The organism is Streptomyces sp. NPDC096152, assembly GCF_044763235.1.
Lineage (GTDB): Bacteria > Actinomycetota > Actinomycetes > Streptomycetales > Streptomycetaceae > Streptomyces.
Window position 1 is genome coordinate 265,929 of sequence record NZ_JBIWFW010000004.1, and the last position, 22,764, is coordinate 288,692.

The 22,764-nt window shown below is 72.1% G+C and carries 17 protein-coding genes; 11 read left to right on the plus strand and 6 right to left on the minus strand.

All coding sequences use genetic code 11. The features are described from left to right. Positions 1-33: 33 nt before the first annotated feature. Entirely contained in the window at positions 34-930 is an 897-nt protein-coding gene (sucD, locus tag ACIQ9G_RS15750) for a succinate--CoA ligase subunit alpha (protein ID WP_403609137.1), read from the minus strand. 11 nt (positions 931-941) lie between these two features. Next, positions 942-2,072 carry an ADP-forming succinate--CoA ligase subunit beta gene (gene sucC, locus ACIQ9G_RS15755; protein WP_403609139.1) on the minus strand — a complete coding sequence of 377 codons (1,131 nt, stop codon included), beginning with the start codon at positions 2,070-2,072 and terminating at the stop codon, positions 942-944. A gap of 177 nt (positions 2,073-2,249) precedes the next feature. On the opposite strand from sucC, the gene ACIQ9G_RS15760 reads away from it, so the two are divergent. The 5 genes from ACIQ9G_RS15760 (at position 2,250) to ACIQ9G_RS15780 (ending at position 10,273) form a co-directional block, all read left to right on the plus strand. Then, positions 2,250-3,944, plus strand: a complete 1,695-nt coding sequence (locus ACIQ9G_RS15760; RefSeq protein ID WP_403609141.1) for a thiamine pyrophosphate-binding protein — start codon at positions 2,250-2,252, stop codon at positions 3,942-3,944. Positions 3,945-3,956: 12 nt separating this feature from the next. Beyond that, complete coding sequence (frc, locus tag ACIQ9G_RS15765) at positions 3,957-5,198, plus strand: formyl-CoA transferase (protein WP_403609143.1); 1,242 nt, start codon at positions 3,957-3,959, stop codon at positions 5,196-5,198. A gap of 4 nt (positions 5,199-5,202) precedes the next feature. After that, entirely contained in the window at positions 5,203-7,347 is a 2,145-nt protein-coding gene (locus ACIQ9G_RS15770; protein ID WP_403610035.1) for an acetate--CoA ligase family protein, read from the plus strand. Between the two features lie 123 nt (positions 7,348-7,470). Beyond that, positions 7,471-8,865, plus strand: coding sequence for an MFS transporter (locus ACIQ9G_RS15775; protein ID WP_403609146.1), 1,395 nt, complete (start codon positions 7,471-7,473; stop codon positions 8,863-8,865). A 1-nt stretch (position 8,866) separates the two neighbouring features. Beyond that, positions 8,867-10,273, plus strand: coding sequence for an OFA family MFS transporter (locus tag ACIQ9G_RS15780; protein ID WP_403609148.1), 1,407 nt, complete (start codon positions 8,867-8,869; stop codon positions 10,271-10,273). 172 nt (positions 10,274-10,445) lie between these two features. Here the strand turns inward: ACIQ9G_RS15780 and ACIQ9G_RS15785 are convergent, their stop codons facing one another. From ACIQ9G_RS15785 to ACIQ9G_RS15795, 3 genes are all read right to left on the minus strand, one after another. Next, positions 10,446-11,123, minus strand: coding sequence for a GntR family transcriptional regulator (locus ACIQ9G_RS15785; RefSeq protein WP_403609151.1), 678 nt, complete (start codon positions 11,121-11,123; stop codon positions 10,446-10,448). A gap of 228 nt (positions 11,124-11,351) precedes the next feature. Next, positions 11,352-12,299, minus strand: a complete 948-nt coding sequence (locus ACIQ9G_RS15790) for a beta-ketoacyl-ACP synthase III (protein WP_403609153.1) — start codon at positions 12,297-12,299, stop codon at positions 11,352-11,354. A gap of 295 nt (positions 12,300-12,594) precedes the next feature. Continuing rightward, entirely contained in the window at positions 12,595-13,926 is a 1,332-nt protein-coding gene (locus tag ACIQ9G_RS15795; protein WP_403609156.1) for an OFA family MFS transporter, read from the minus strand. Positions 13,927-14,111: 185 nt separating this feature from the next. Here ACIQ9G_RS15795 and ACIQ9G_RS15800 point away from each other — a divergent pair, with 185 nt between their 5' ends. The 5 genes from ACIQ9G_RS15800 to fdhD are packed head-to-tail and all read left to right on the plus strand — an operon-like array spanning position 14,112 to position 20,540. Next, positions 14,112-15,083 (plus strand): 2-dehydropantoate 2-reductase, encoded by a 972-nt coding sequence (locus ACIQ9G_RS15800; RefSeq protein ID WP_403609158.1) that lies wholly within the window; start codon positions 14,112-14,114, stop codon positions 15,081-15,083. Continuing rightward, the gene (locus ACIQ9G_RS15805) at positions 15,080-16,999 is read left to right on the plus strand and encodes a molybdopterin oxidoreductase family protein (RefSeq protein ID WP_403609160.1); all 1,920 of its coding nucleotides are present in this window, start codon (positions 15,080-15,082) and stop codon (positions 16,997-16,999) included. The genes ACIQ9G_RS15800 and ACIQ9G_RS15805 overlap by 4 nt, the downstream gene beginning before the upstream one ends. A gap of 4 nt (positions 17,000-17,003) precedes the next feature. Next, a complete protein-coding gene (locus ACIQ9G_RS15810) occupies positions 17,004-18,827 on the plus strand; it encodes an NADH-ubiquinone oxidoreductase-F iron-sulfur binding region domain-containing protein (RefSeq protein ID WP_403609163.1) in 1,824 nt (607 codons plus the stop codon). Beyond that, complete coding sequence (locus ACIQ9G_RS15815; RefSeq protein ID WP_403609165.1) at positions 18,824-19,684, plus strand: 2Fe-2S iron-sulfur cluster-binding protein; 861 nt, start codon at positions 18,824-18,826, stop codon at positions 19,682-19,684. The genes ACIQ9G_RS15810 and ACIQ9G_RS15815 overlap by 4 nt, the downstream gene beginning before the upstream one ends. A 7-nt stretch (positions 19,685-19,691) precedes the next feature. Beyond that, the gene (fdhD, locus tag ACIQ9G_RS15820; protein WP_403609167.1) at positions 19,692-20,540 is read left to right on the plus strand and encodes a formate dehydrogenase accessory sulfurtransferase FdhD; all 849 of its coding nucleotides are present in this window, start codon (positions 19,692-19,694) and stop codon (positions 20,538-20,540) included. Between the two features lie 83 nt (positions 20,541-20,623). On the opposite strand, the gene ACIQ9G_RS15825 is transcribed toward fdhD, so the two are convergent. Then, positions 20,624-21,640: a bile acid:sodium symporter family protein gene (locus tag ACIQ9G_RS15825; RefSeq protein ID WP_403610037.1), complete on the minus strand. Its 1,017-nt coding sequence runs from the start codon at positions 21,638-21,640 to the stop codon at positions 20,624-20,626. A 166-nt stretch (positions 21,641-21,806) separates the two neighbouring features. Between ACIQ9G_RS15825 and ACIQ9G_RS15830 the strand changes: the two genes are divergently transcribed. Continuing rightward, positions 21,807-22,670, plus strand: a complete 864-nt coding sequence (locus ACIQ9G_RS15830; RefSeq protein ID WP_403609169.1) for a LysR substrate-binding domain-containing protein — start codon at positions 21,807-21,809, stop codon at positions 22,668-22,670. Positions 22,671-22,764 lie beyond the last annotated feature (94 nt).

The window sequence follows — 22,764 nt, forward strand, 5'->3', positions numbered from 1 at the left end:
GAACGCGAAGGGAGACGTGAACCGGCCCGCGCGCTAGCCGCGGGCGCCTCTTTCCGGGCCGAGCGCGGCGAGCACCAGCTTCGCCGTCTCGGTCGGGGTGCTTCCGACCCTGACCCCGGCCGCCTCCAGGGCCTGCTTCTTGGCGCGGGCCGTGCCGGAGGAGCCGGAGACGATGGCGCCGGCGTGGCCCATCGTCCTGCCCTCGGGCGCGGTGAAACCCGCGACGTAGCCGACGACCGGCTTGGTCACGTTCTCCTCGATGAAGGCCGCGGCCCGCTCCTCGGCGTCGCCGCCGATCTCGCCGATCATGATGATCAGTTCGGTGTCGGGGTCGTTCTCGAAGGCGGCCAGGCAGTCGATGTGGGTGGTGCCGACGACCGGGTCGCCGCCGATGCCGACGCAGGTGGAGAAGCCGATGTCACGCAGTTCGTACATGAGTTGGTAGGTGAGGGTGCCGGACTTCGACACCAGGCCGATCCGGCCGGGTTTGGTGATGTCGGCCGGGATGATGCCCGCGTTGGACTGACCCGGGGTGATCAGGCCGGGGCAGTTGGGGCCGACGACACGGGTGCCCTTCGACGCGGCGTACGCGGTGCACGCGACGGAGTCGTGGACGGGGATGCCCTCCGTGATGACGACCACGAGGCCGATGCCGGCGTCGGCCGCCTCGACGACGGCCGCCTTGGCGAAGGCGGGCGGGACGAAGACGACGGAGACGTCGGCGCCGGTCGCCTCGATGCCGTCGGCGACCGACCCGAGGACGGGGACGGCCCGCTCGTCGAAGTCGACCGTGCGGCCCGCCTTGCGCGGGTTGACCCCGCCGACGACGTCGGTGCCGGCCGCGAGCATCCGGCGGGTGTGCTTCATGCCCTCGCCGCCGGTCATGCCCTGGACCAGGACCTTGCTCTCCTTGGTGAGATAGATGGCCATGTCGGTCGTCCTTACGCTGCGTCGGCGAGTTCGGCGGCACGGCGGGCGGCGCCGTCCATGGTGGTGGCCTGCTGGATCAGGGGGTGGGCGCGTTCTTCCAGGAGGGCGCGGCCGCGGGCGGCGTTGTTGCCGTCGAGGCGCACCACCAGCGGGCGGGTCAGCCGCACGGTGTCCAGGGCCTGCACGATGCCCTCGGCGACCGCGTCGCAGGCGGTGATCCCGCCGAAGACGTTGACGAGGACGGACTTGACCGCCGGGTCGGAGAGGATGACGGCGAGTCCGTCGGCCATGGTCCGGGCCGATGCCCCGCCGCCGATGTCGAGGAAGTTGGCGGGGCGGGCGCCGCAGCCGGCGACCACGTCGAGGGTGGACATGACGAGTCCGGCGCCGTTGCCGATGACGCCGACCTCGCCGTCCAGCTTGACGTAGTTCAGGCCGCGCGCGGCGGCCGCGGCCTCCAGCGGGTCCTCGTGCCCGGCGTCCCCGGACCCCCAACGGGCCTGCCGGAAGCGCGCGTTGTCGTCGAGGGTGACCTTGCCGTCGAGCGCGACGATCCGGCCCCGCGCGGTCCGGACGAGGGGGTTGACCTCCACCAGGAGGGCGTCCTCGCGGACCAGCACCTGCCACAGCCGTACGAGGACGTCGACGGTCTGCGGTGGGAGCCCGGCCGCCTCGGCGATCTCGGCCGCCCTGGCCGTGGTGACGCCCACGGCGGGGTCGACCGGGACGCGCGCCACCGCCTCCGGCCTGCGCGCGGCGACCTCCTCGATCTCCATGCCGCCCTGGGCGGAGGCGATCGCGAGGAACCGTCCGGTCGCGCGGTCGAGGACGTAGGAGACGTAGAACTCGCGCTCGACGTCGACCGGTTCGGCGAGCATCACCCTGCCGACCGTGTGGCCCTTGATGTCCATGCCGAGGATCTGGCGCGCCGTCAGCTCGGCGGCGGCCGGGTCGGCGGCGAGTTTGACCCCGCCCGCCTTGCCGCGGCCGCCGGTCTTCACCTGCGCCTTGACGACGACCCGGCCGCCGAGCCTGCGGGCGATCTCACGGGCCTCCTTGGGCGAGTCCGTGACCTCGGCCCACGGCACCAAGATGCCGTGTTCCGCGAAGAGTTCCCTTGCCTGGTGTTCGTACAGGTCCATTCCGGCTCCTGTCTGCCGAGTCTTCCGGGGAGCGACCCCCAGGCCCCGAAAATGCCGCACGCCCCCTGGACACCACCCACCGGATGCGGGATAACAAGGTTCATACAGTATTCGTCGACTGTATGCAATGTACCGCGAGAGCGTTCCCACCCCCCTACGAAGGGACAGGACTTCGCCATGCCTGACGACAGCCGCGACCAGAACGAAGAGCTCATCTCGGGTGGGCATCTCGTCGCCAAGGCGCTGAAAGCGGAAGGTGTCGAGGTCATCTACACCTTGTGCGGCGGCCACATCATCGACATCTACGACGGGTGCGTGGACGAGGGCATCGAAGTCGTCGACGTACGCCACGAGCAGGTCGCCGCCCACGCGGCCGACGGATACGCCCGCGTCACCGGCCGGCCCGGCTGCGCGGTCGTGACCGCGGGCCCCGGGACGACGGACGCCGTCACCGGTGTCGCCAACGCCTTCCGCGCGGAGTCCCCGATGCTGCTGATCGGCGGCCAGGGAGCCCTCACCCAGCACAAGATGGGGTCCCTGCAGGACCTGCCGCACGTGGACATGATGACGCCGATCACCAAGTTCGCGGCGACCGTGCCGGACACGGCGCGCGCGGCGGACATGGTGTCCATGGCCTTCCGCGAGTGCTACCACGGCGCGCCCGGTCCGTCCTTCCTGGAGATCCCGCGGGACGTGCTCGACGCCAAGGTCCCCGCCGCGAAGGCCCGGGTGCCCAGGCCCGGCGCCTACCGCGCCTCCACCCGCTCGGCCGGCGACCCCGAGGCGGTCGAGAAGCTCGCCGACCTGCTCGTGCACGCCGAGAAACCGGCCATCCTGCTGGGCAGTCAGGTGTGGACCACCCGCGGCACCGAGGCCGCCGTCGAACTCGTCCGCACCCTCAACATCCCCGCCTACATGAACGGCGCCGGACGCGGCACCCTGCCGCCCGGCGACCCGCACCACTTCCAGCTCTCCCGGCGCTACGCCTTCGCAGGCGCCGACGTCATCGTCATCGTCGGGACCCCCTTCGACTTCCGCATGGGCTACGGCAAGCGGCTCTCGCCGGACGCGACCGTGGTGCAGATCGACCTCGACTACCGCACCGTCGGCAAGAACCGCGACATCGACCTCGGCATCGTCGGCGACGCCGGCCTGGTGCTGAAGTCGGTGACCGAGGCCGCCTCCGGACGCGTCGACGGCGGGGCGTCCCGGCGCAAGGAGTGGCTCGACGAGCTGCGCGCCGCCGAGCAGACGGCGATCGACAAGCGCCTGCCGCACCTGCGGTCGAACGCCTCGCCGATCCATCCGTACCGGCTGGTCAGCGAGATCAACGACTTCCTCACCGAGGACTCGATCTACATCGGCGACGGCGGCGACATCGTCACCTTCTCCGGGCAGGTCGTGCAGCCCAAGTCGCCCGGGCACTGGATGGACCCGGGGCCGCTCGGCACGCTCGGCGTCGGCATCCCCTTCGTGCTCGCGGCCAAGCAGGCGCGGCCGGACAAGGAGGTGGTCGCCCTCTTCGGCGACGGCGCCTTCTCGCTGACCGGCTGGGACTTCGAGACCCTCGTCCGCTACGGCCTCCCCTTCGTCGGCATCGTCGGCAACAACTCCTCGATGAACCAAATCCGTTACGGCCAGAAGGCCAAGTACGGCGAGGAGCGCGAGCGGGTCGGCAACACCCTCGGCGACGTCCCCTACGACCAGTTCGCCCGGATGCTGGGCGGTTACGGCGAGGAGGTCCGCGACCCCGCCGACATCGGCCCCGCGCTCCGGCGCGCCCGGGAGTCCGGGAAGCCGTCGCTGATCAACGTCTGGGTCGACCCGGACGCGTACGCCCCCGGAACCATGAACCAGACCATGTACAAGTGAGGAGCGCCTGGCATGACGCACACCTCGACCAAGGCTCTCGCCGGCATCCGCGTCCTCGACATGACGCACGTCCAGTCCGGGCCGTCCGCCACCCAGCTGCTCGCCTGGCTCGGCGCGGACGTGGTCAAGCTGGAGGCGCCGACCGGTGACATCACGCGCAAGCAGCTGCGCGACCTCCCCGACGTCGACTCCCTCTACTTCACGATGCTCAACTGCAACAAGCGGAGCATCACCCTCAACACCAAGACCGAGCGCGGCAAGGAGCTCCTCACCGAGCTGATCCGGCGCTCCGACGTCATGGTCGAGAACTTCGGGCCGGGCGCGGTCGACCGGATGGGGTTCACCTGGGACCGCATACAGGAGATCAATCCACGGATCGTCTACGCCTCCATCAAGGGATTCGGCGAGGGCCCGTACACCAACTTCAAGGCGTACGAGGTCGTCGCGCAGGCCATGGGCGGGTCGATGTCGACCACAGGTTTCGAGGACGGGCCGCCGCTGGCGACGGGGGCCCAGATCGGTGACTCGGGCACGGGCGTGCACGCCGTGGCGGGCATCCTGGCGGCGCTGTACCAGCGGGAGCGCACCGGGCGCGGGCAGCGGGTGAACGTGGCCATGCAGCACGCGGTGCTCAACCTCTGCCGGGTGAAGCTGCGCGACCAGCAGCGCCTGGCCCATGGTCCACTCGCCGAATATCCCAACGACGACTTCGGCGACGAGGTTCCCCGCTCCGGAAACGCCTCCGGCGGCGGCCAGCCCGGCTGGGCGGTCAAGTGCGCGCCGGGCGGCCCGAACGACTACGTGTACGTGATCGTGCAGCCCGTCGGCTGGAAGCCGCTCAGTGAGCTGATCGGCCGGCCCGAGCTGGCCGAGGACCCCGAGTGGGCGACACCGGAGACCCGGCTGCCCAAGCTGAACAAGATGTTCCAGCTGATCGAGGAGTGGTCCGCCACCCTGCCCAAGTGGCAGGTGCTGGAGCGGCTGAACGCCCACAACATCCCGTGCGGGCCGATCCTCTCGACCAGGGAGATCATCGAGGACGAGTCGCTGGCCGCCAACGAGATGGTGGTCCGCGTCCCGCACCCCGAGCGGGGCGAGTTCGTCACCGTGGGCAGCCCGCTGAAGCTCTCCGACTCCCCCGTCGAGGTGCGCAGTTCACCGCTCCTCGGCGAACACAACGAAGAGGTCTACGTCGGCGAGCTGGGTCTCGGCGACGAGGAACTGCGCCTGCTCAAGTCGAACGGAGTGATCTGACGTGATGGCCGAAGACCGGGTGCTCCGGGTGCGCGCCCTCCTCGACTCGGTGCGGGCCGAGGGCCGTACCGCGCTGACCGCGCCCGAGGGCAAGGTGATCGCGGACGCCTACGGGATCGCCGTACCGGGCGAGGAGGTGGCCAGGGACGTCGACGAGGCGGTGGCCTGCGCGGCGCGGTTCGGCGGGCCGGTCGTGATGAAGATCGTCTCGCCCGACATCCTGCACAAGACCGACGCCGGCGGCGTGGTCGTCGGCGTCGAGGGCGCCGCGGACGTACGGGCCGCCTTCTGCCGGATCATCGACAACGCCCGCGCGTACGACGCGAACGCCCGCATCGAGGGCGTGCAGGTGCAGGAACTCCTGCCGCGGGGGCAGGAGGTCATCGTCGGCGCGGTCACCGACCCCACGTTCGGGAAGGTGGTGGCCTTCGGGCTCGGCGGCGTCCTCGTCGAGGTCCTCAAGGACGTGACGTTCCGTCTGGCGCCCGTGACGGCCGACGAGGCGCTGTCGATGCTGGACTCGATCCGGGCGGCGGAGGTCCTGCGCGGGGTGCGCGGGCAGGCGGGGGTGGACCGCTGGGCGGTAGCCGAGCAGATCCGCCGGGTCTCGCAACTGGTCGCGGAATTCCCGGAGATCGCCGAGGTGGACCTCAATCCGGTGATCGCGACGGCGGACGGCGCGGTCGCCGCCGACATCCGGGTGATCCTCGCCGCCTCGCGGCCCCCCGCCCGCCGGCGGTACACGCGCGACGAGATCCTGACGTCCATGCGCAGGCTGATGCAGCCGGCCTCCGTTGCCGTGATCGGCGCCTCCAACGAGCGGGGAAAAATCGGCAATTCGGTCATGCGCAACCTCGTCGACGGCGGCTTCTCCGGGGAGATCCACCCGGTGAACCCCAAGGCCGATGACATTCTGGGCCGCAAGGCGTACAAGAGTGTCACGGACGTTCCCGGTGAGGTGGATGTGGCCGTCTTCGCCATTCCCGCCCAGTTCGTGGCCGCGGCGCTGGAGGAGGTGGGACGCAAGAACATCCCCAACGCCGTCCTCATCCCCTCCGGGTTCGCGGAGACCGGCGAGCACGAACTCCAGGCGGAGATCGTGGCGATCGCCGAGCGGCACGGCATCAGGCTTCTCGGGCCGAACATCTACGGCTACTACTCGACCTGGCAGGACCTGTGCGCCACCTTCTGCACCCCCTACGACGTCAAGGGCGGGGTGGCGCTGACCTCGCAGTCCGGCGGCATCGGCATGGCGATCCTGGGCTTCGCCCGGGCCACGAAGACGGGTGTGTCGGCGATCGTCGGCCTCGGCAACAAGTCGGACCTGGACGAGGACGACCTGCTCACCTGGTTCGGCGAGGACCCGCACACCGAGTGCATCGCGATGCACCTGGAGGACCTCAAGGACGGGCGCGCCTTCGTCGAGGCGGCCAGGGCGACCGTGCCGAAGAAGCCGGTCGTCGTCCTGAAGGCCGGCCGCACCGCGGCGGGCGCGAAGGCCGCCGGCTCGCACACCGGCGCCCTCGCGGGCGACGACGCGGTGTACGACGACATCCTGCGCCAGGCCGGTGTCATCCGCGCGCCCGGCCTGAACGACATGCTGGAGTACGCGCGGGCGCTGCCGGTGCTCCCCGCCCCCCGGGGCGACAACGTCGTGATCATCACGGGAGCCGGCGGCAGCGGCGTCCTGCTCTCCGACGCGGTGACCGACAACGGCCTGTCGCTGATGGAGATCCCCCCGGACCTGGACGCGGCGTTCCGGGAGTTCATCCCGCCCTTCGGGGCCGCGGGCAACCCGGTGGACATCACCGGGGGCGAGCCGCCGTCGACGTACGAGGCGACGATCCGGCTGGGCATGGAGGACCCGCGCGTCCACGCGCTCGTCCTCGGCTACTGGCACACCATCGTCACCCCTCCCCTGGTCTTCGCCGAGCTCACCGCGCGCGTGGTGGCCGAGTTCCGGGAGCGCGGCATCGAGAAGCCGGTGGTCGCGTCGCTGGCCGGCGACGTGGAGGTCGAGGAGGCCTGCCAGTACCTCTTCGAGCGGGGCGTCGTGGCGTACCCGTACACGACGGAGAAGCCGGTGGCCGTGCTCGGCGCGAAGTACCGCTGGGCGCGCGCGGCGGGGCTGTTGGGGGGCGGCTCATGACGTGAGTGAACGCGGGGGCGGCCGGCGGTGCGCGTCGGCCGCGCCCGGGACCCGTGCGCGCACGAAAGGCATTGGACAGGGGGCGCTGGCCAGAACTTTCGACGCAAGGGGTGCAGCCGCGACATGGAAACCACCGATCCCCCCGCCGTTCTGCTGTGCAGGGAGGTGAGGGACCGCAAGGGCCGCGTGTACCGGGTCGGCGAGAGCGCCGTCGATCTCATGGGCCGCGGCCGTGCCTGGATGGTCGTCCTGCCCTGGGTGGGCGTGACGGGCGTCAGTTGTGCCGCGTACGCGTTCATCGGGGCGTACGGCGGTCCGGGCGCCTCCCCTCCGTGGGGCGGAGGACTGTCCTGGCTCGCCGGCCTGTGGGTGTTCTGCGGAGCGGCCGCCGCCTTCCCGGCCGGGTGCCTGCGGGAGAGCGGCCGCCTCCCGGCCCGCACGGCGACGGTGGCCGGCGCGTTCGGCACGCTGGCCGGCTGCCTCGCACTCGCCCTCGCGCCGGAGGCACCGGCGCTCCGCTGGGGCTCCGCGGCGGTCGGCGGTCTCGGCGCCGGCCTGGTCCACGCCACCTGTCTCACTCTGCCGGGCAAGTGGTACCCGGAGCGCCGGGGCGGCCCCACGGGGTTCGTGGCGAGCGGTCTGGCCTTCGGGGCCGTACCGTTCCTGCCCGTCCTCAGGTCCTGGTCCGACGCTGGCGACCGCCCGCTTCCGGCCGCCGTCCTGGGGGCCGCGGCGTGCGTGCCGGTGATCGTGGCCGGCCTGCTCCTCCGGGACCCGCCCGGGAACTGGTGGCCGCCGCAACCCGACCCGCTCAGGGTGCCGGCCGACCCCGTGGCCCGGCGCGCGCGGGACAGGAATCCGCCCGCGGTACGCCAGTACGGCCTCGAGGATGCCGCCCGCACCCCGGTGCTGTGGATGACGGGCCTCTGCCTGCTCCTCGCGGTCTGTGTCACCGTCCTCGGCATCGTCGGGCTGGCGCCGTTCGGCCGGGCGGCGGCCCTCGGCGACGGAACCGTGTCCGCCGCGGTGACGCTGACCGTGGCCGGCGGAGCCGGGGCGGGAGCGGCCGGCGCGCTCTCCGACCGCCTCGGGCGGCGCGTCACCCTGATCGCGGCCTGTCTGGTGCTGGGCACCGCGCAGTTCGGTGTCCTGGTCGCGGGCCGGACCGGCAGCGCACCGCTGTTCCTCGGGTGCGCGACGGCCGTGGGGCTCGGCGGCGGCGCGGTCCTTCCGCTGGTCGCCGCGATGAGCGCCGACCACTTCGGCGAGAACCGCAGCGCGAGCACGTACGGACTGCTCGCCTCCTCCCTGACCCTCCCTCTGGCCGTCGCCGCGCTGGCCGGCCCCGTGACGGGAGCCGGCCCGGCCGGCGCCCCAACCCCCCACCGAGTGTTCGCCCTGGCGGGCTGTGTCTCGCTCGCCTGCGCCGTTCTGGCGCTGTTCCTCAAGGCTCCGGGCCGTCCCAGTGCCCGGCGCATCGTCCCCAATCCCCACCCACTCGGCGAGGAGATGGCCTGACATGACGGCTGATCCCATGGCAACACGGAACACGCCGGCCGATCCCGGCACGGCGAGCCCCGCATACCGCGAAGTGACCGACTCCCGGGGGCGGGTCTACCGCGTCGGTGAGACGGACCGGGACATCCTCGGCCATTCACGCAAGTTCATGGTGTACCTGCCGTGGATAGCCATGATGGCCATCAGCGTCTCGGAGTACGCCTACGGTTCCGCGGAGGACACCCTGTCCAAGGCGCACGGGTGGACCCAGAGCAACACCTTCTGGATCCTCAGCGTCTGGGTGTTCTTCCAGGCGGGCATCGCCTTCCCGGCCGGCTGGCTGCGCGAGCGGGGCATCCTCACCGCGCGCCGCGCCATGTACACCGGCGCGGCCATGTGCCTGCTCGGCTTCCTGGCCCTGTCCCACCTCGACAACGTCCTGCTGGCCATCGTCGGCTTCGGCGTGGTGGGCGGTCTCGGCTCCGGACTGATCTACGCCACCTGCATCAACATGGTCGGCAAGTGGTTCCCGGAGCGGCGCGGCGCCAAGACCGGCTTCGTCAACGGCGGCTTCGCCTACGGCTCGCTGCCGTTCATCTTCATCTTCAACTACGCCTTCGACACCGGGAACTACGACGAGGTGCTCGACCTCATCGGCGTGTACGTGCTGATCGTGGTCGCGGTCTGCGCGTTCTTCTTCAAGGACCCGCCGAAGAACTGGTGGCCGGCCCATGTCGACCCGCTCTCGCACTCCGGCACCGGCAAGAGCGCCGCGAGCCTGGCCAAGAACCCGCCCGCCGTCCGGCAGTTCACGCCCAAGGAGGCCGTCAGGACGGGGATGCTGCCCCTGATGTGGGTCACGATCGTGATGACCGCCGGTGTGTCGATCTTCGGGATCTCCTTCCAGGTCGACTTCGCCAAGGAGATCGGCTTCGGTCCTCTGGTCGCGGCCTCCTCGATGGGCGTGATGGCCGTCATCAACGGTGTGGGCCGCGCGGTGGTGGGCTGGCTGTCGGACCTGTGGGGACGCAAGACGACCCTGGTGTTCGTCATCGTGGTCCTGGGGCTGGCCCAGTTCGGTGTCATCTGGGCCGGCGACGTGAAGAACGAGTGGCTGTTCCTGTTCTTCGCCTTCCTCTCCGGATTCGGCGGCGGCGCCTTCTACCCGATGTTCGCCGCGTTGACCCCGGACTACTTCGGCGAGAACTACAACGCCACCAACTACGGGCTGGTGTACAGCGGCAAGCTGGTCAGCGGTCTGTTCGGCGGCGGTCTGGGATCCATGGTCGTCGCGGCGTGGGGCTACAACGGCGCGTACGCCCTGGCGGGCGGCGTGTCGATGGTGGCGGCGGCGCTCGCGCTGCTGCTGCGCCAGCCGGGGCGGACCGGGCCGGAGGAGGCGGCGCCGGAGCCGCGGACCGTGGGCTGAACGGCGTCCCGCGCGCGTGAGGAGGACCTCCCCGGTGTGGGGGAGGGCCTCCTCATGCCGTGTGCGCCCGCGTCCGCCGGCGCTGCCCCCGCACCCGGAGCACCTCGGTGCCGCCGGGGGACTGCGCGCCGGGCCGCGGCGGATGCCGGCGGGAGGAGAGCGTGCCGGAGGGTCAGGCCTTCGGCCGCTCGTGGTACGACCGGCGGGTGTGCTCGGTGTGCTCGCGCATCAGCCGGGTGGCCAGTTGCTCGTCGCGCCCGGCGATCGCGGCGATCAGGTCGCGGTGCTCGATCCAGGACTGGTTTCCGCGCTGCCGGGCCACGGGCGTGTAGTACCAGCGCACCCGGCGGTCGACCTGTGCGGCGAGTTCGGCGAGGACGGCGTTGCCGGCCAGCTCCATGATCTTCGCGTGGAAGCGGGCGTTCAGGGCCACCGCGGCGTCCACGTCGTCGGAGGCGACGGCCGCCATGCCCTGGGCCAGCAGCTCCTCCAGGGCCTCGATCCCGGCGCCGTCCGGGTGCGCGGCGGCCAGCCGGGCGGCCTCCGCCTCCAGCAGCGTGCGCACGGTCAGCAGCTGGTCGGCCTCCTCCTCCGTCGGCTCGTGCACGAACGCGCCCTGCGCGGGCCGCAGATCGACCCACCCCTCGGTGTTCAGACGCTGCAGCGCCTCGCGCACCGGCTGCCGGGAGACCCCGAGGTGCCCCGCGAGTTCGCTCTCGACGAGGTGCTGGCCGGGCTGGAGGGCGCGGGTGGTGATGAGTTCGAGCAGCGCCTCGTAGACGCGGTCGCGCAGCGGTCCGGGCCGTTCGAGCCTGGGCACCGCTCCCTGCGGCAGTCCGGTCGACAACATCGCGGTCCCCCTCCTCGGCCGGGCCGCGGACGGCAGGCGGGGAGCCCGGTCACCGGTGGCCCGTATCGATTGTCTTTCGTCTACAGTCTACGGCGCACCGTGGTCGGTGGAAGCGAAAGTCGGCCGTATCACGCCGACGTGTGACCGCAATCCCGGCCCTCCTGCCACCGGCTGATCCAGCGCGCGGCGTCGCACCGGCTCACGGGCAGCGCGCGACCTGGCGCCGGCTCACGGGCAGCGCACGACCTGCCCGGCGTACGACAGGTTGCCGCCGAACCCGAACAGCAGCACCGGGTCGCCCGTGGACACGGCGCCCCGCTCGATGAGCTTGGAGAAGGCCAGCGGGATGCTGGCGGCGGAGGTGTTGCCGGACTCGGAGACGTCGCGGGCGACCACGGCGTTCACGGCGCCGAGCTTCTCGGCCAGCGGCTCGATGATCCGCAGGTTGGCCTGGTGCAGCACGACGGCGGCGAGGTCCGCGGGCGCGAGACCGGCCCGCTCGCAGGCCTGCCGGGCCAGCGGCGGCAGCTGGGTGGTGGCCCAGCGGTAGACGCTCTGCCCCTCCTGCGCGAACCGCGGCGGCGTGCCCTCGATCCGCACCGCGTGCCCCATCTCCGGCACCGAGCCCCACAGCACCGGTCCGATGCCGGGCTCCTCCCCGGGCACGCACGCCTCCACCACGGCGGCCCCCGCCCCGTCGCCGACGAGCACACAGGTGGTCCGGTCGGTCCAGTCGGTCACCTCGGACATCTTGTCGGCGCCGACGACCAGGGCCCGGGTCGCGGCCCCCGCGCGCACGGTGTGGTCGGCGGTGGCCAGGGCGTGGGTGAAACCGGCGCAGACGACGTTGACGTCCATCGCGGCCGGCCGGGGCACGCCGAGCCGGGCCGCGACGCGGGCGGCGGTGTTCGGGGAGCGGTCGACGGCGGTGGAGGTGGCGACCAGCACCAGGTCGATGTCGCCGGGCGTGAGGCCCGCCGCCGCGAGGGCCTTGGCGGCGGCGTGCGCGGCCAGTTCGTCGACCGGCTCGTCGGGGCCGGCGATGTGGCGCGTCCGGATGCCCACCCGGGACCTGATCCACTCGTCGCTGGTGTCGACGAGGCCCGCCAGGTCCTCGTTGGTGAGCACTCTGGCGGGCTGGTAATGGCCGACGGCGGCGATGCGCGAGCCGTTCATTGGGTGGTCCCCCTCGATGCCGTGGGTAGCGGGATCCACCAGTCTGATCAGTGACTCGCGGGTACGGCGGCAGGTGATGCCACAGGAATCGGGCGCCCGGCTTGTCGGCTTCCGTCAGACTCTCGGACGCCCGAGCATTCACCTGCCGGCCGCTCAGCCCGTGAACAACTGCGTCGCCTTCCGCACGAGCTCGTACAGCCCGTATGCGAGGGGCGCACCCACCCACAGCCAGGCGACGGCGATCAGAACCGGGGCCGTGCCCGCCCCGGAACCCGCTGCCCCGGGGGTGGCGGGGTCAGGCGGACTCGGGCTGCTGTCGTGCGACATCGGCGTCCTTCCTGGGCGCGGGGACGTGGTGGCGGGGGTGGACGGGCCGGATGAACTCGTTGGCGGCGAAGCCGACGACCAGCAGCCCGATCATGATGGCGAAGGACAGGCCGTAGAGGGAGGAGCCGTGCCGGCCGGCGGCCTCCTGGCGGTCGGCGATCCAGTTGACGATCAGCGGGCCGAGCACGCCGGCCGTGGACCAGGCGGTGAGCAGCCGGCCGTGGATCGCGCCGACCTGGTAGGTGCCGAAGAGGTCCTTCAGATAGGCGGGGACGGTGGCGAAGCCGCCGCCGTAGAAGGAGAGGATCACCAGCGCGCACAGCACGAACAACGGCTTGGAGCCGTCTCCGAACAGCGCGATCAGCAGGTACATCAGCGCGCCGACGCCCAGGTAGACGCGGTAGACGTTCTTGCGTCCGATCAGGTCGGAGGTGGAGGACCAGCCGATGCGGCCCGCCATGTTCGCCGCCGACAGCAGGGCGACGAAACCGGCCGCGGCGGAGGCCGATACGGGGGTGGTGGAGCCGGCGAAGAAGTCCGTGATCATCGGGGCGGCCTTCTCCAGGATGCCGATGCCGGCGGTGACGTTGGTGCACAGCACCAGCCACAGGCACCAGAACTGCGGGGTGCGCACGGCGCTGCGGGCCGAGACCTGCGTGCCGGAGACGGTGCTCGGAGCGCCGGCGACGGGCGTCTCGGTACGCGGGACCCGCACCAGGAGCACGCCGAGTGACATGAAGACCGCGTACGAGAGCCCGTGGACGACGAACGCCAGCGCGATTCCGGTGCGATCGGCGCCGACCGACTCCAGCATCTGCGCCGACCAGGGCGAGGCGATGAGCGCGCCGCCGCCGAACCCCATGATCGCGATGCCGGTGGCCATGCCGGGCCGGTCCGGGAACCACTTGATCAGGGTGGAGACGGGCGAGATGTAGCCGATGCCGAGGCCGATCCCGCCGACGACGCCGTAGCCGAGGACGATCAGCCAGAACTGGCCGGTCCACGCGCCCAGCGCGGAGATCAGGAAGCCGGAGGAGAAGCAGACGAGGGCCACGGTCATGGCCCAGCGCGGTCCCCGGCGCTCGACGAGCGTGCCGCCGAACGCCGCCGACAGGCCGAGCATGACGATGGCGAACTGGAAGGGCAGTGCGCTCTCGGTGCCGTCCAGGTGCAGGGCGGACTCGAGGGGCGGCTTGAAGACGCTCCAGGCGTAGGCCTGGCCGATGGCGAGATGGACGGAGAGGGCGGCGGGCGGAACGAGCCAGCGGCTCCATCCCGGGCGTGCGACCGGTGGGCTCATGATCCGCACGGTAGGGACGGATGCGGGTGGCCGGAAGCAGCCCGGTCGACCGTATGCGGTGAGCGGTATGCATGGCGCGATGAACGGTCGTTGTCGGCCCCCTTGTCGACCGTAACTACATACTGTAGACAATATTTCGTCGACATCATCTCCGCGGTATCCCTCAAACCGAACGGAGTGCTCCCGTGAAAGTCGCAGTCCTCGGCGCCGGTGCCATCGGCGCCTACGTCGGCGCCACGCTCCACCGCGCGGGCGCCGACGTCCATCTCATCGCCCGTGGACCGCATCTGGCGGCCATGAGGCGGCACGGAGTACAGGTGCTCAGCCCGCGCGGCGACTTCACCGCCCGCGCCCACGCCACCGACGACCCGGCCGGGGTCGGCCCGGTCGACTACGTCTTCCTGGGCCTGAAGGCCAACTCGTACGCGGCGTGCGGGCCGCTGATCGAGCCGCTGCTGCACGACACCACGGCGGTCGTCGCCGCCCAGAACGGCATCCCCTGGTGGTACTTCCACCGGCACGGCGGCCCCTACGACGGCCACCGCGTCGAGAGCGTGGACCCGGACGGCGCGGTCAGCGCGGTGCTCGCGCCGCGGCGGGCGATCGGCTGCGTCGTCTACGCGGCCACCGAACTCGAAGCCCCGGGCGTCGTACGCCACTTGGAGGGCACCCGGTTCTCGATCGGCGAACCCGACCGCAGCGTCTCGGCGCGCTGCGCGGAGTTCGGCGAGGCGATGCGGGCCGGCGGCCTGAAGTGCCCGGTCGAGCCGGACCTGCGCAACGACATCTGGGTCAAGCTGCTCGGCAACATCTCCTTCAACCCGATCAGCGCCCTGGCCCGCGCCACCATGCGGCAGATGTGCCTGCACGGCGGCACCCGCAGGGTCATCGAGGTCATGATGCGCGAGACGCTCGCGGTGGCCGAAGCCCTCGGCTGCACGGTCGGCGTCTCCATCGAGCGGCGCCTGGCGGGCGCGGAGCGCGTCGGCGACCACCGCACCTCCACGCTCCAGGACCTGGAGCGCGGCAAGCCGCTGGAACTCGACGTCCTGCTCGCGGCCGTCGTCGAGCTGGCGGAGATCACCGGCGTGGAGGTGCCCACCCTGCGCACCGTGCACGCCATCTCGGACCTGCTCGCGCTGAGGAGCGCCGCATGAGGAATCGCGAACCGAGGACCTACACCCGGCTCACGCACCCGCTCGTCCGCGACTCCCGCGACGCGCCCTTCCGCCCGGCCACGTGGGAGGAGGCACTGGAGCGCACCGCCCGCGGACTGGAGCGAAACCGCGGCGCGTTCGGCATGTTCTCCTGCGCCAGGGCGACCAACGAGATGAACTACGTGGCACAGAAGTTCGCCCGGGTGGTGATGGGCACCAACAACGTCGACTCCTGCAACCGCACCTGCCACGCGCCGAGCGTGGCCGGGCTGTCGGCCGCCTTCGGCTCGGGCGGCGGCACGTCGTCGTACGAGGAGATCGAGCACACCGACGTCATCGTGATGTGGGGGTCCAACGCCCGTTTCGCGCACCCGATCTTCTTCCAGCACGTGCTGAAGGGCATCCGGAACGGCGCCCGGATGTACGCGGTCGACCCTCGCCGCACCTCCACCGCCGCTTGGGCCGAGAGCTGGCTCGGCCTGAACGTCGGCACCGACATCCCGATGGCGCACGCGATCGGCCGCGAGATCATCCACGCGGGGCTGGCCAACGAGGCGTTCATCGAGCGCGCGACCACCGGCTTCGAGGAGTACCGGGCGCTGGTCGAGCCGTGGACGCCGTCGCTCGCCGAGAAGGTGACGGGCGTGCCGGCCCGCGCCGTCCGGCAGCTGGCGCACGCCTACGCCCGCGCCGAGCGCGCCCAGTTGTGCTGGACCCTCGGCATCACCGAGCACCACAACGGCACCGACAACGTGCGCGCCCTGATCAACCTGTCCCTGCTCACCGGTCACGTCGGCCGCTACGGCTCCGGCCTGCAGCCGCTGCGCGGGCAGAACAACGTGCAGGGCGGCGGCGACATGGGCGCGATCCCCAACCGCCTGCCCGGCTTCCAGGACATCCTCGACCCCGGGACCCGCCACAAGTTCGAGACCGCCTGGGACACCGTCATCCAGCCGCACTACGGGCTGAACCTGACGGAGATGTTCGAGGCGATGGAGGACGGCGAACTGAAGGCCGTCTACTGCATCGGCGAGAACCCGGCGCAGTCGGAGGCGGACAGCGAGCAGGCGGAGCGCCGGCTGCGGCGGCTCGACTTCCTCGTCGTCCAGGACATCTTCCTCACGAAGACGGCCGAGTTGGCGGACGTGGTGCTGCCCGCGACCGCCGGCTGGGCCGAGACCGAGGGCACGACCACCAACAGCGAGCGGCGGGTGCAGCGGGTACGCCGGGCCGTGACCCCTCCCGGTGAGGCCCGGGAGGACATCGACATCCTCTGCGACCTGGCGGCCCGGCTCGGCCACGACTGGAAGTACGCCGACGCCGAGGCGGTGTGGAACGAGCTGAGGTCGGTCTCGCCGGACCACTACGGGATGACCTACGAGCGCCTGACGGAGCATCACGGCATCCAGTGGCCGTGCCCGAGCACCGAGCGGCTCGAACCGGGCTTCCTGCACGGGCGGTTGTGGCAGACGGACCCGGCCGCCCGCGGGACGCCCGCGCCGTTCGGGATCGTCCAGCACGACCCGCCCGTCGACCTCACCGACGAGGAGTACCCGGTCCGGCTCACCACCGGGCGGCGGCTCGACTCGTACAACACCGGGGTGCAGAGCGGCGGTTTCGCCTCGCCGCTCAGGCGCGGCGAGGCCGTCGAGCTGTCCCCCGAGGACGCCGAGCGCTACGGCGTGGTGGTGGGTGAGCGGGTGCGGGTGACCTCGCGGCGCGGGTCGGTGGAGGCCCCGGTGTGGGTCGACCCGGCACTGCGTCCCGGTCTCGCCTTCATGACCTTCCACTTTCCCGACGAGGTGGACACCAACCGGCTGACGATCGAGGCGAACTGCCCGATCGCGGGGACGGCGGAGTTCAAGGCGTCGGCGATCCGGATCGAGAAGCTCCCGGTTGCGACCCACGTGAGGTGATGTGGTGGACCTGCACTTCGGCGACAGCAAACCCACGGACGAGGAACGGGCCGCCGTGGACGCCCTGTTGGGCCCCCCGGAGTCCTCGTGGGAGGGCGCGGACCGCTCCGACGCCGATCTGCGGTGGGCCCGCGGCGGGCGGGAGGCCCGGGACCGCCGCGACCTGCTGCTGCCGGGGCTGCACGCCGTCAGCGACCGGGTCGGCTGGATCAGCGAGGGCGCGCTCGGCTATCTGTGCCGCCGGCTGACGGTGCCGCCGGCGGAGGCGTACGGGGTGGCCACCTTCTACGCGATGTTCTCGGTCCGGCCGCGGCCGGCGACCGTGCTGCACGTGTGCACGGACCTGGCGTGCACGGCGGCCGGGGCGCCCGGGCTGTGCGCCGGGATCGAGTCCCGGCTGGGTCCGGGCAGCGGGGTGAGCGTCGAGCGCAGCCCGTGCCTGGGCCTGTGCGAGCGGGCTCCGGCGGCGCTCGCGATCAGGGCCGGGGACCCGGTGCGTACGGCCGTCTCGGCGCCGGCGACCGAGGCGGCGGCCGTGCTCGCGGCGACCGCGCCGGACTCGGCGCCCGAGGAGCCGCCCGCGGTCGCGGCGGTCCCGCAGGCGGGCGGCGAGGACCTGGTGCTGCTGCGGCGCGTCGGCGTGGTCGATCCGTCGAGCCTGGACGACTACCGTGCGCACGGGGGCTACACGGCCCTGCGGCGGGCCTTCGAGCTCGGCCCGGCCGGAGTGATCCGGGAGGTCACCGACGCGGGCCTGGCCGGACGCGGCGGGGCCGCCTTCCCCACCGGCCGCAAGTGGCAGGCCACCGCTTCGCAGCCCGACCACCCGCACTACCTGGTGTGCAACGCCGACGAGTCCGAGCCGGGCACGTTCAAGGACCGCGTGCTGATGGAGGGCGACCCGTACGCGCTGATCGAGGCCATGACGGTCGCGGCGTACGCGGTCGGCGCGCACCGGGGATTCCTCTACCTGCGCGGCGAGTACCCGCGGGCGCTGCGCCGCCTGGAGCACGCGGTCGCGCAGACACGCGCGCGGGGGCTGCTCGGCGACGACGTCCTCGGCCAGGGCTACGCCTTCGACATCGAGATCCGGCGGGGTGCGGGGGCGTACATCTGCGGCGAGGAGACGGCGCTGTTCAACTCGATCGAGGGCTATCGGGGCGAGCCGCGCTCGAAACCGCCGTTCCCGGTGGAGAAGGGGCTGTTCGGGAAGCCGACCGTCGAGAACAACGTCGAGACGCTGGTCAACGTGCTGCCGATCCTCACCATGGGCGCGCAGGCGTACGCCGCGATCGGCACGCGGGCGTCGACCGGGCCGAAGCTGTTCTGCGTGTCGGGGAGTGTGGAGCGGCCGGGCGTCTACGAGGTGCCGTTCGGGGCGACGCTCGGTGAGCTGCTCGGCCTCACCGGGATACGGCCGGGGCTGCGCGCGGTGCTGCTCGGCGGCGCGGCGGGCGGCTTCGTACGGCCCGGCGAACTGGACCTCCCGCTCACCTTCGAAGGCACCCGCGAGGCGGGTACGACGCTCGGCTCGGGCGTCGTCATGGCCTTCGACGACTCCGTCCCGCTGCCCCGGCTGCTGCTGCGCATCGCCCGGTTCTTCCGGGAGGAGTCGTGCGGCCAGTGCGTGCCGTGCCGGGTGGGCACCGTGCGGCAGGAGGAGGCGCTGGAGCGGATCGCGGAGCGCACCGGCGCGGCCGCCGCCGACGACATCGCGCTGCTCCGGGAGGTCGGGCGGGCCATGCGGGACGCCTCGATCTGCGGTCTGGGGCAGACCGCCTGGAACGCCGTGGAATCCGCCATCGACCGTCTGGGGGCGTACGAATGACCGCGATACCGCTCGGAGTGCCGCGCCGGCTGGTGGAGTTCACGCTCGACGGGCAGGAGGCCCGGGTCCCCGAGGGCGCGACGATCCTGGACGCCTGCCGGGCGGCGGGAAAGGACGTCCCGACCCTCTGCGAGGGCGACACGCTCACTCCGAAGAACGCCTGCCGGGTCTGCGTGGTCGAGGTGGAGGGCGCGCGCACCCTCGTCCCGGCCTGCTCGCGGCGGGCAGAGCCGGGCATGGTGGTGCGCACCGGTTCCGAGCGCGCCCGGCACAGCCGCAAGGTCGTCCTGGAACTGCTGGCGTCCTCGGTCGACTTGTCGACCACACCGGGGGCCGCCGAGTGGATCAAGGAGTACGAGGCGAAGCCGGACCGCTTCGGCCCCGACGCGGCCCGGCTGAACGAGGAGCCGAGGGTCGACAACGACCTGTACGTGCGCGACTACGGCAAGTGCGTCCTGTGCTACAAGTGCGTGGACGCCTGCGGGGAGCAGTGGCAGAACACCTTCGCGATCTCGGTGGCGGGGCGCGGCTTCGACGCCCGGATCGCGGTGGAGCACGACGCGCCGCTGACGGACTCGGCGTGCGTGTACTGCGGCAACTGCGTCGAGGTGTGCCCGACGGGAGCCCTGTCGTTCAAGTCGGAGTTCGACATGCGCGCGGCGGGTACCTGGGACGAGTCGGCGCAGACCGAGACCACCACGGTCTGCGCGTACTGCGGAGTGGGCTGCAACCTGACTCTGCACGTACAGGACAATGAGATCGTCAAGGTCACCTCGCCGCACGACAACCCGGTGACCCACGGCAACCTCTGCATCAAGGGCCGTTTCGGCTACCAGCACGTACAGAACCGGGGCTGATCAGGACATGGGACGAGTCACGGAACGACGCAGGGTGATCCGCATCCGGGACGGGGTTGTCTCGTCCCGCCCGGACACCCTGGTGGCGGAGGAGCCGCTGGAGATCCGGCTGAACGGCAAGCCGCTCGCCATCACCATGCGCACGCCCGGTGACGACTTCGCACTGGCCGCCGGCTTCCTGGTGAGCGAGGGCGTCCTGGCGTCCGCGTCGGACCTGCTGAACATCGTCTACTGCGCCGGGGCGACCGCCGACGGCTCGAACACGTACAACGTCGTCGACGTGAAGACCGCCCCGGACGTCGCCCTCCCGGACATCACCCTGGAAAGGAACGTCTACACGACGTCCTCGTGCGGCCTGTGCGGCAAGGCGAGCCTGGACGCGGTCCGTACGACGGCGCGCTGGCCGATCGCCGACACGCCTCCGGTCCGGGTCGAGCCCGGACTCCTCGCGAGCCTCCCCGACCGGCTGCGCGCGGCCCAGCGGGTCTTCGACCGGACCGGGGGCCTGCACGCGGCCGCCCTGTTCGCCGAGGACGGTGAGCTGGTGGACGTGCGGGAGGACGTGGGCCGGCACAACGCGGTCGACAAACTGGTCGGCCGCGCCCTGCAGAACGGCGACCTGCCCCTGTCCCGCTCCCTCCTGCTGGTCTCCGGCCGGGCCTCCTTCGAGCTGGCGCAGAAGGCGGTGATGGCGGGCATACCGGTGCTGGCGGCGGTGTCGGCGCCCTCCTCACTGGCGGTGGACCTGGCGGCGGAGACGGGGCTGACCCTGGTGGGCTTCCTGCGGGGCAGCTCCATGAACGTGTACGCGGGCGAGGACCGCGTCGTCCTGCGGACCGCGGCCGTCCAGGGCTGACCGGCTCCCCCGCGACACGGCGGCGGGGCCCCGGCCGGCGGGGAGCGCCCCCTGCGCCGCGGGGGCCCCGCCTTGCGGGGCCGTCAGCGCCGACGGGTCGCGGTGACGGCCGGGGTGCGCGGGGCCGCGGGTGGCGGTGCCGGGGTGGTCTCCTGGTCCCGGACCTCGTGCGCACGGCGCTTGGCGATCACCGCGCACACCATGAGCTGCATCTGGTGGAAGAGCATCAGCGGCAGCACCGCGAGCGAGGCGTGCGCGCCGAACAGGACGCTCGCCATGGGCAGCCCGGAGGCGAGGGACTTCTTCGAACCGGCGAACTGGATGGCGATCCGGTCCCCCCGGCCGAACCGCAGTGCCTTGGCGCCGTACCAGGTCAGGCCCAGCATCACCCCGAGCAGCACGGCCTCCACAACGAGCAGCGCGCCCAGCCGGACCGGGCTGACCTGGTGCCAGATACCCCGCACCATGCCCTCACTGAAGGCGGCGTAGACGACCAGCAGGATCGAGCCGCGGTCCACCAGGCCGAGGACCTTCCGGTGCAGGGCGACGAAGCCTCCGATCCACGGGCGCAGCGCCTGCCCGGCGAGGAAGGGCACGAGCAGCTGGAACACGATCGTGACCAGGGAGTGCGCGGAGAAGCCGCCGCCGCTGCCGCCGAGCAGCGCGGCCGCGAGCAGCGGGGTGAGGACGATGCCGGCCAGCGAGGAGAAGGAGCCGGCACAGATCGCGGCGGGCACGTTGCCGCGGGCGATGGAGGTGAAGGCGATCGACGACTGGATGGTCGACGGGACGAGGGTGAGGAAGAGCAGGCCCTGGTAGAGCGGCTGGGTCAGCAGCACCGGGACGAGGCCCCCGGCCGCGAGGCCGAGCAGCGGGAAGATCACGAAGGTGCAGACCAGGACCGTGCCGTGCAGCCGCCAGTGCCGCAGCCCGTCGAGCGCCTCCCGGGTGGACAGCCGGGCGCCGTAGAGGAAGAACAGGAAGGCGATCGCGGCGGTGGAGGCGCCGGAGGCCACGTCGGCGGCGGTGCCGCGGGCCGGGAACAGCGCGGCCAGGCCCACCGTCCCGAGCAGCAGCAGGATGTACGGGTCGATCGGCATCCAACTCGGCGCGCGCAGGCGTTTCACGGTGCTCCACTTGCTCGTTCTGCTCGTTCTCGTCAGTGCGGGACCGACGGGTCCCCTCTCCATCGTCCTCCTCACCCTCGTGATCGGGAATCCGTCATACCGCTCTGACTGTCATCGTGGATCGCGATAACCTGGCGGCGTGTACGAGCCCTCCCATCTGCGCACCTTCCTCGCGGTGGCGCAGACCCTGAGCTTCACGCGGGCCGCACGGCGGCTGGGGCTGCGCCAGTCGACCGTCAGCCAGCACGTGCGCCGCCTGGAGGACGCCACCGGGCGGACGCTGTTCGCGCGGGACACCCACTCCGTGGAGCTGACCGAGGACGGCGAGGCGATGCTCGGCTTCGCGCGCCGGATCCTCCAGGCACACGAGCAGGCGGCGGCCTTCTTCACGGGCACCCGGGTGCGCGGGCGGCTGCGGTTCGGCGCCTCGGAGGACTTCGTGCTGACCCGCCTGCCGGAGATCCTGGAGGGCTTCCGCTACGAGCACCCGGAGGTCGATCTGGAGCTCACGGTGGAGCTGTCGGGCACGCTGCACGAGCAGCTCGCCGCCGGACGGCTCGACCTGGTGCTCGCCAAGCGCCGCCCGGAGGACCCGCGCGGCGAGCTCGTCTGGCACGACCGGCTGGTGTGGATCGGCGCGGAGCGGCTCCGGCTCGACCCCGACCGCCCCGTGCCGCTGATCGTCTACCCGCCGCCGGGCATCTCCCGGGCGCTCGCCTTCGAGGCCCTGGAGCGGCAGGGGCGGCCGTGGCGCGTCGCGTGCACCAGCGGCAGCCTCAACGGGCTCATCGCCGCCGCGCGGGCGGGCCTCGGCGTGATGGCCCACTCGCGCGGGCTGGTCCCGCCGGGGCTGGTGCGGGTGCCCGAGCGGGCGGGACTGCCGGAGCTGGGGCAGGTCGACTTCGTCCTGGTGCACGGCCGGCGCCGCCCTTCCGCCCAGCACGCCGCCGACGCGCTGGCGACCGCGATCCTGGCGGGCGGGGACCGGCTGCACCGGCGGTAGGGAAGTGACGGTTTCCCGTCCGGCGACGCTGTCGGAGGTGACAACCGCACGTCGCGGGGGGTGTCCGCGGCCGCGCGGGCCCGTTCCGGAAACG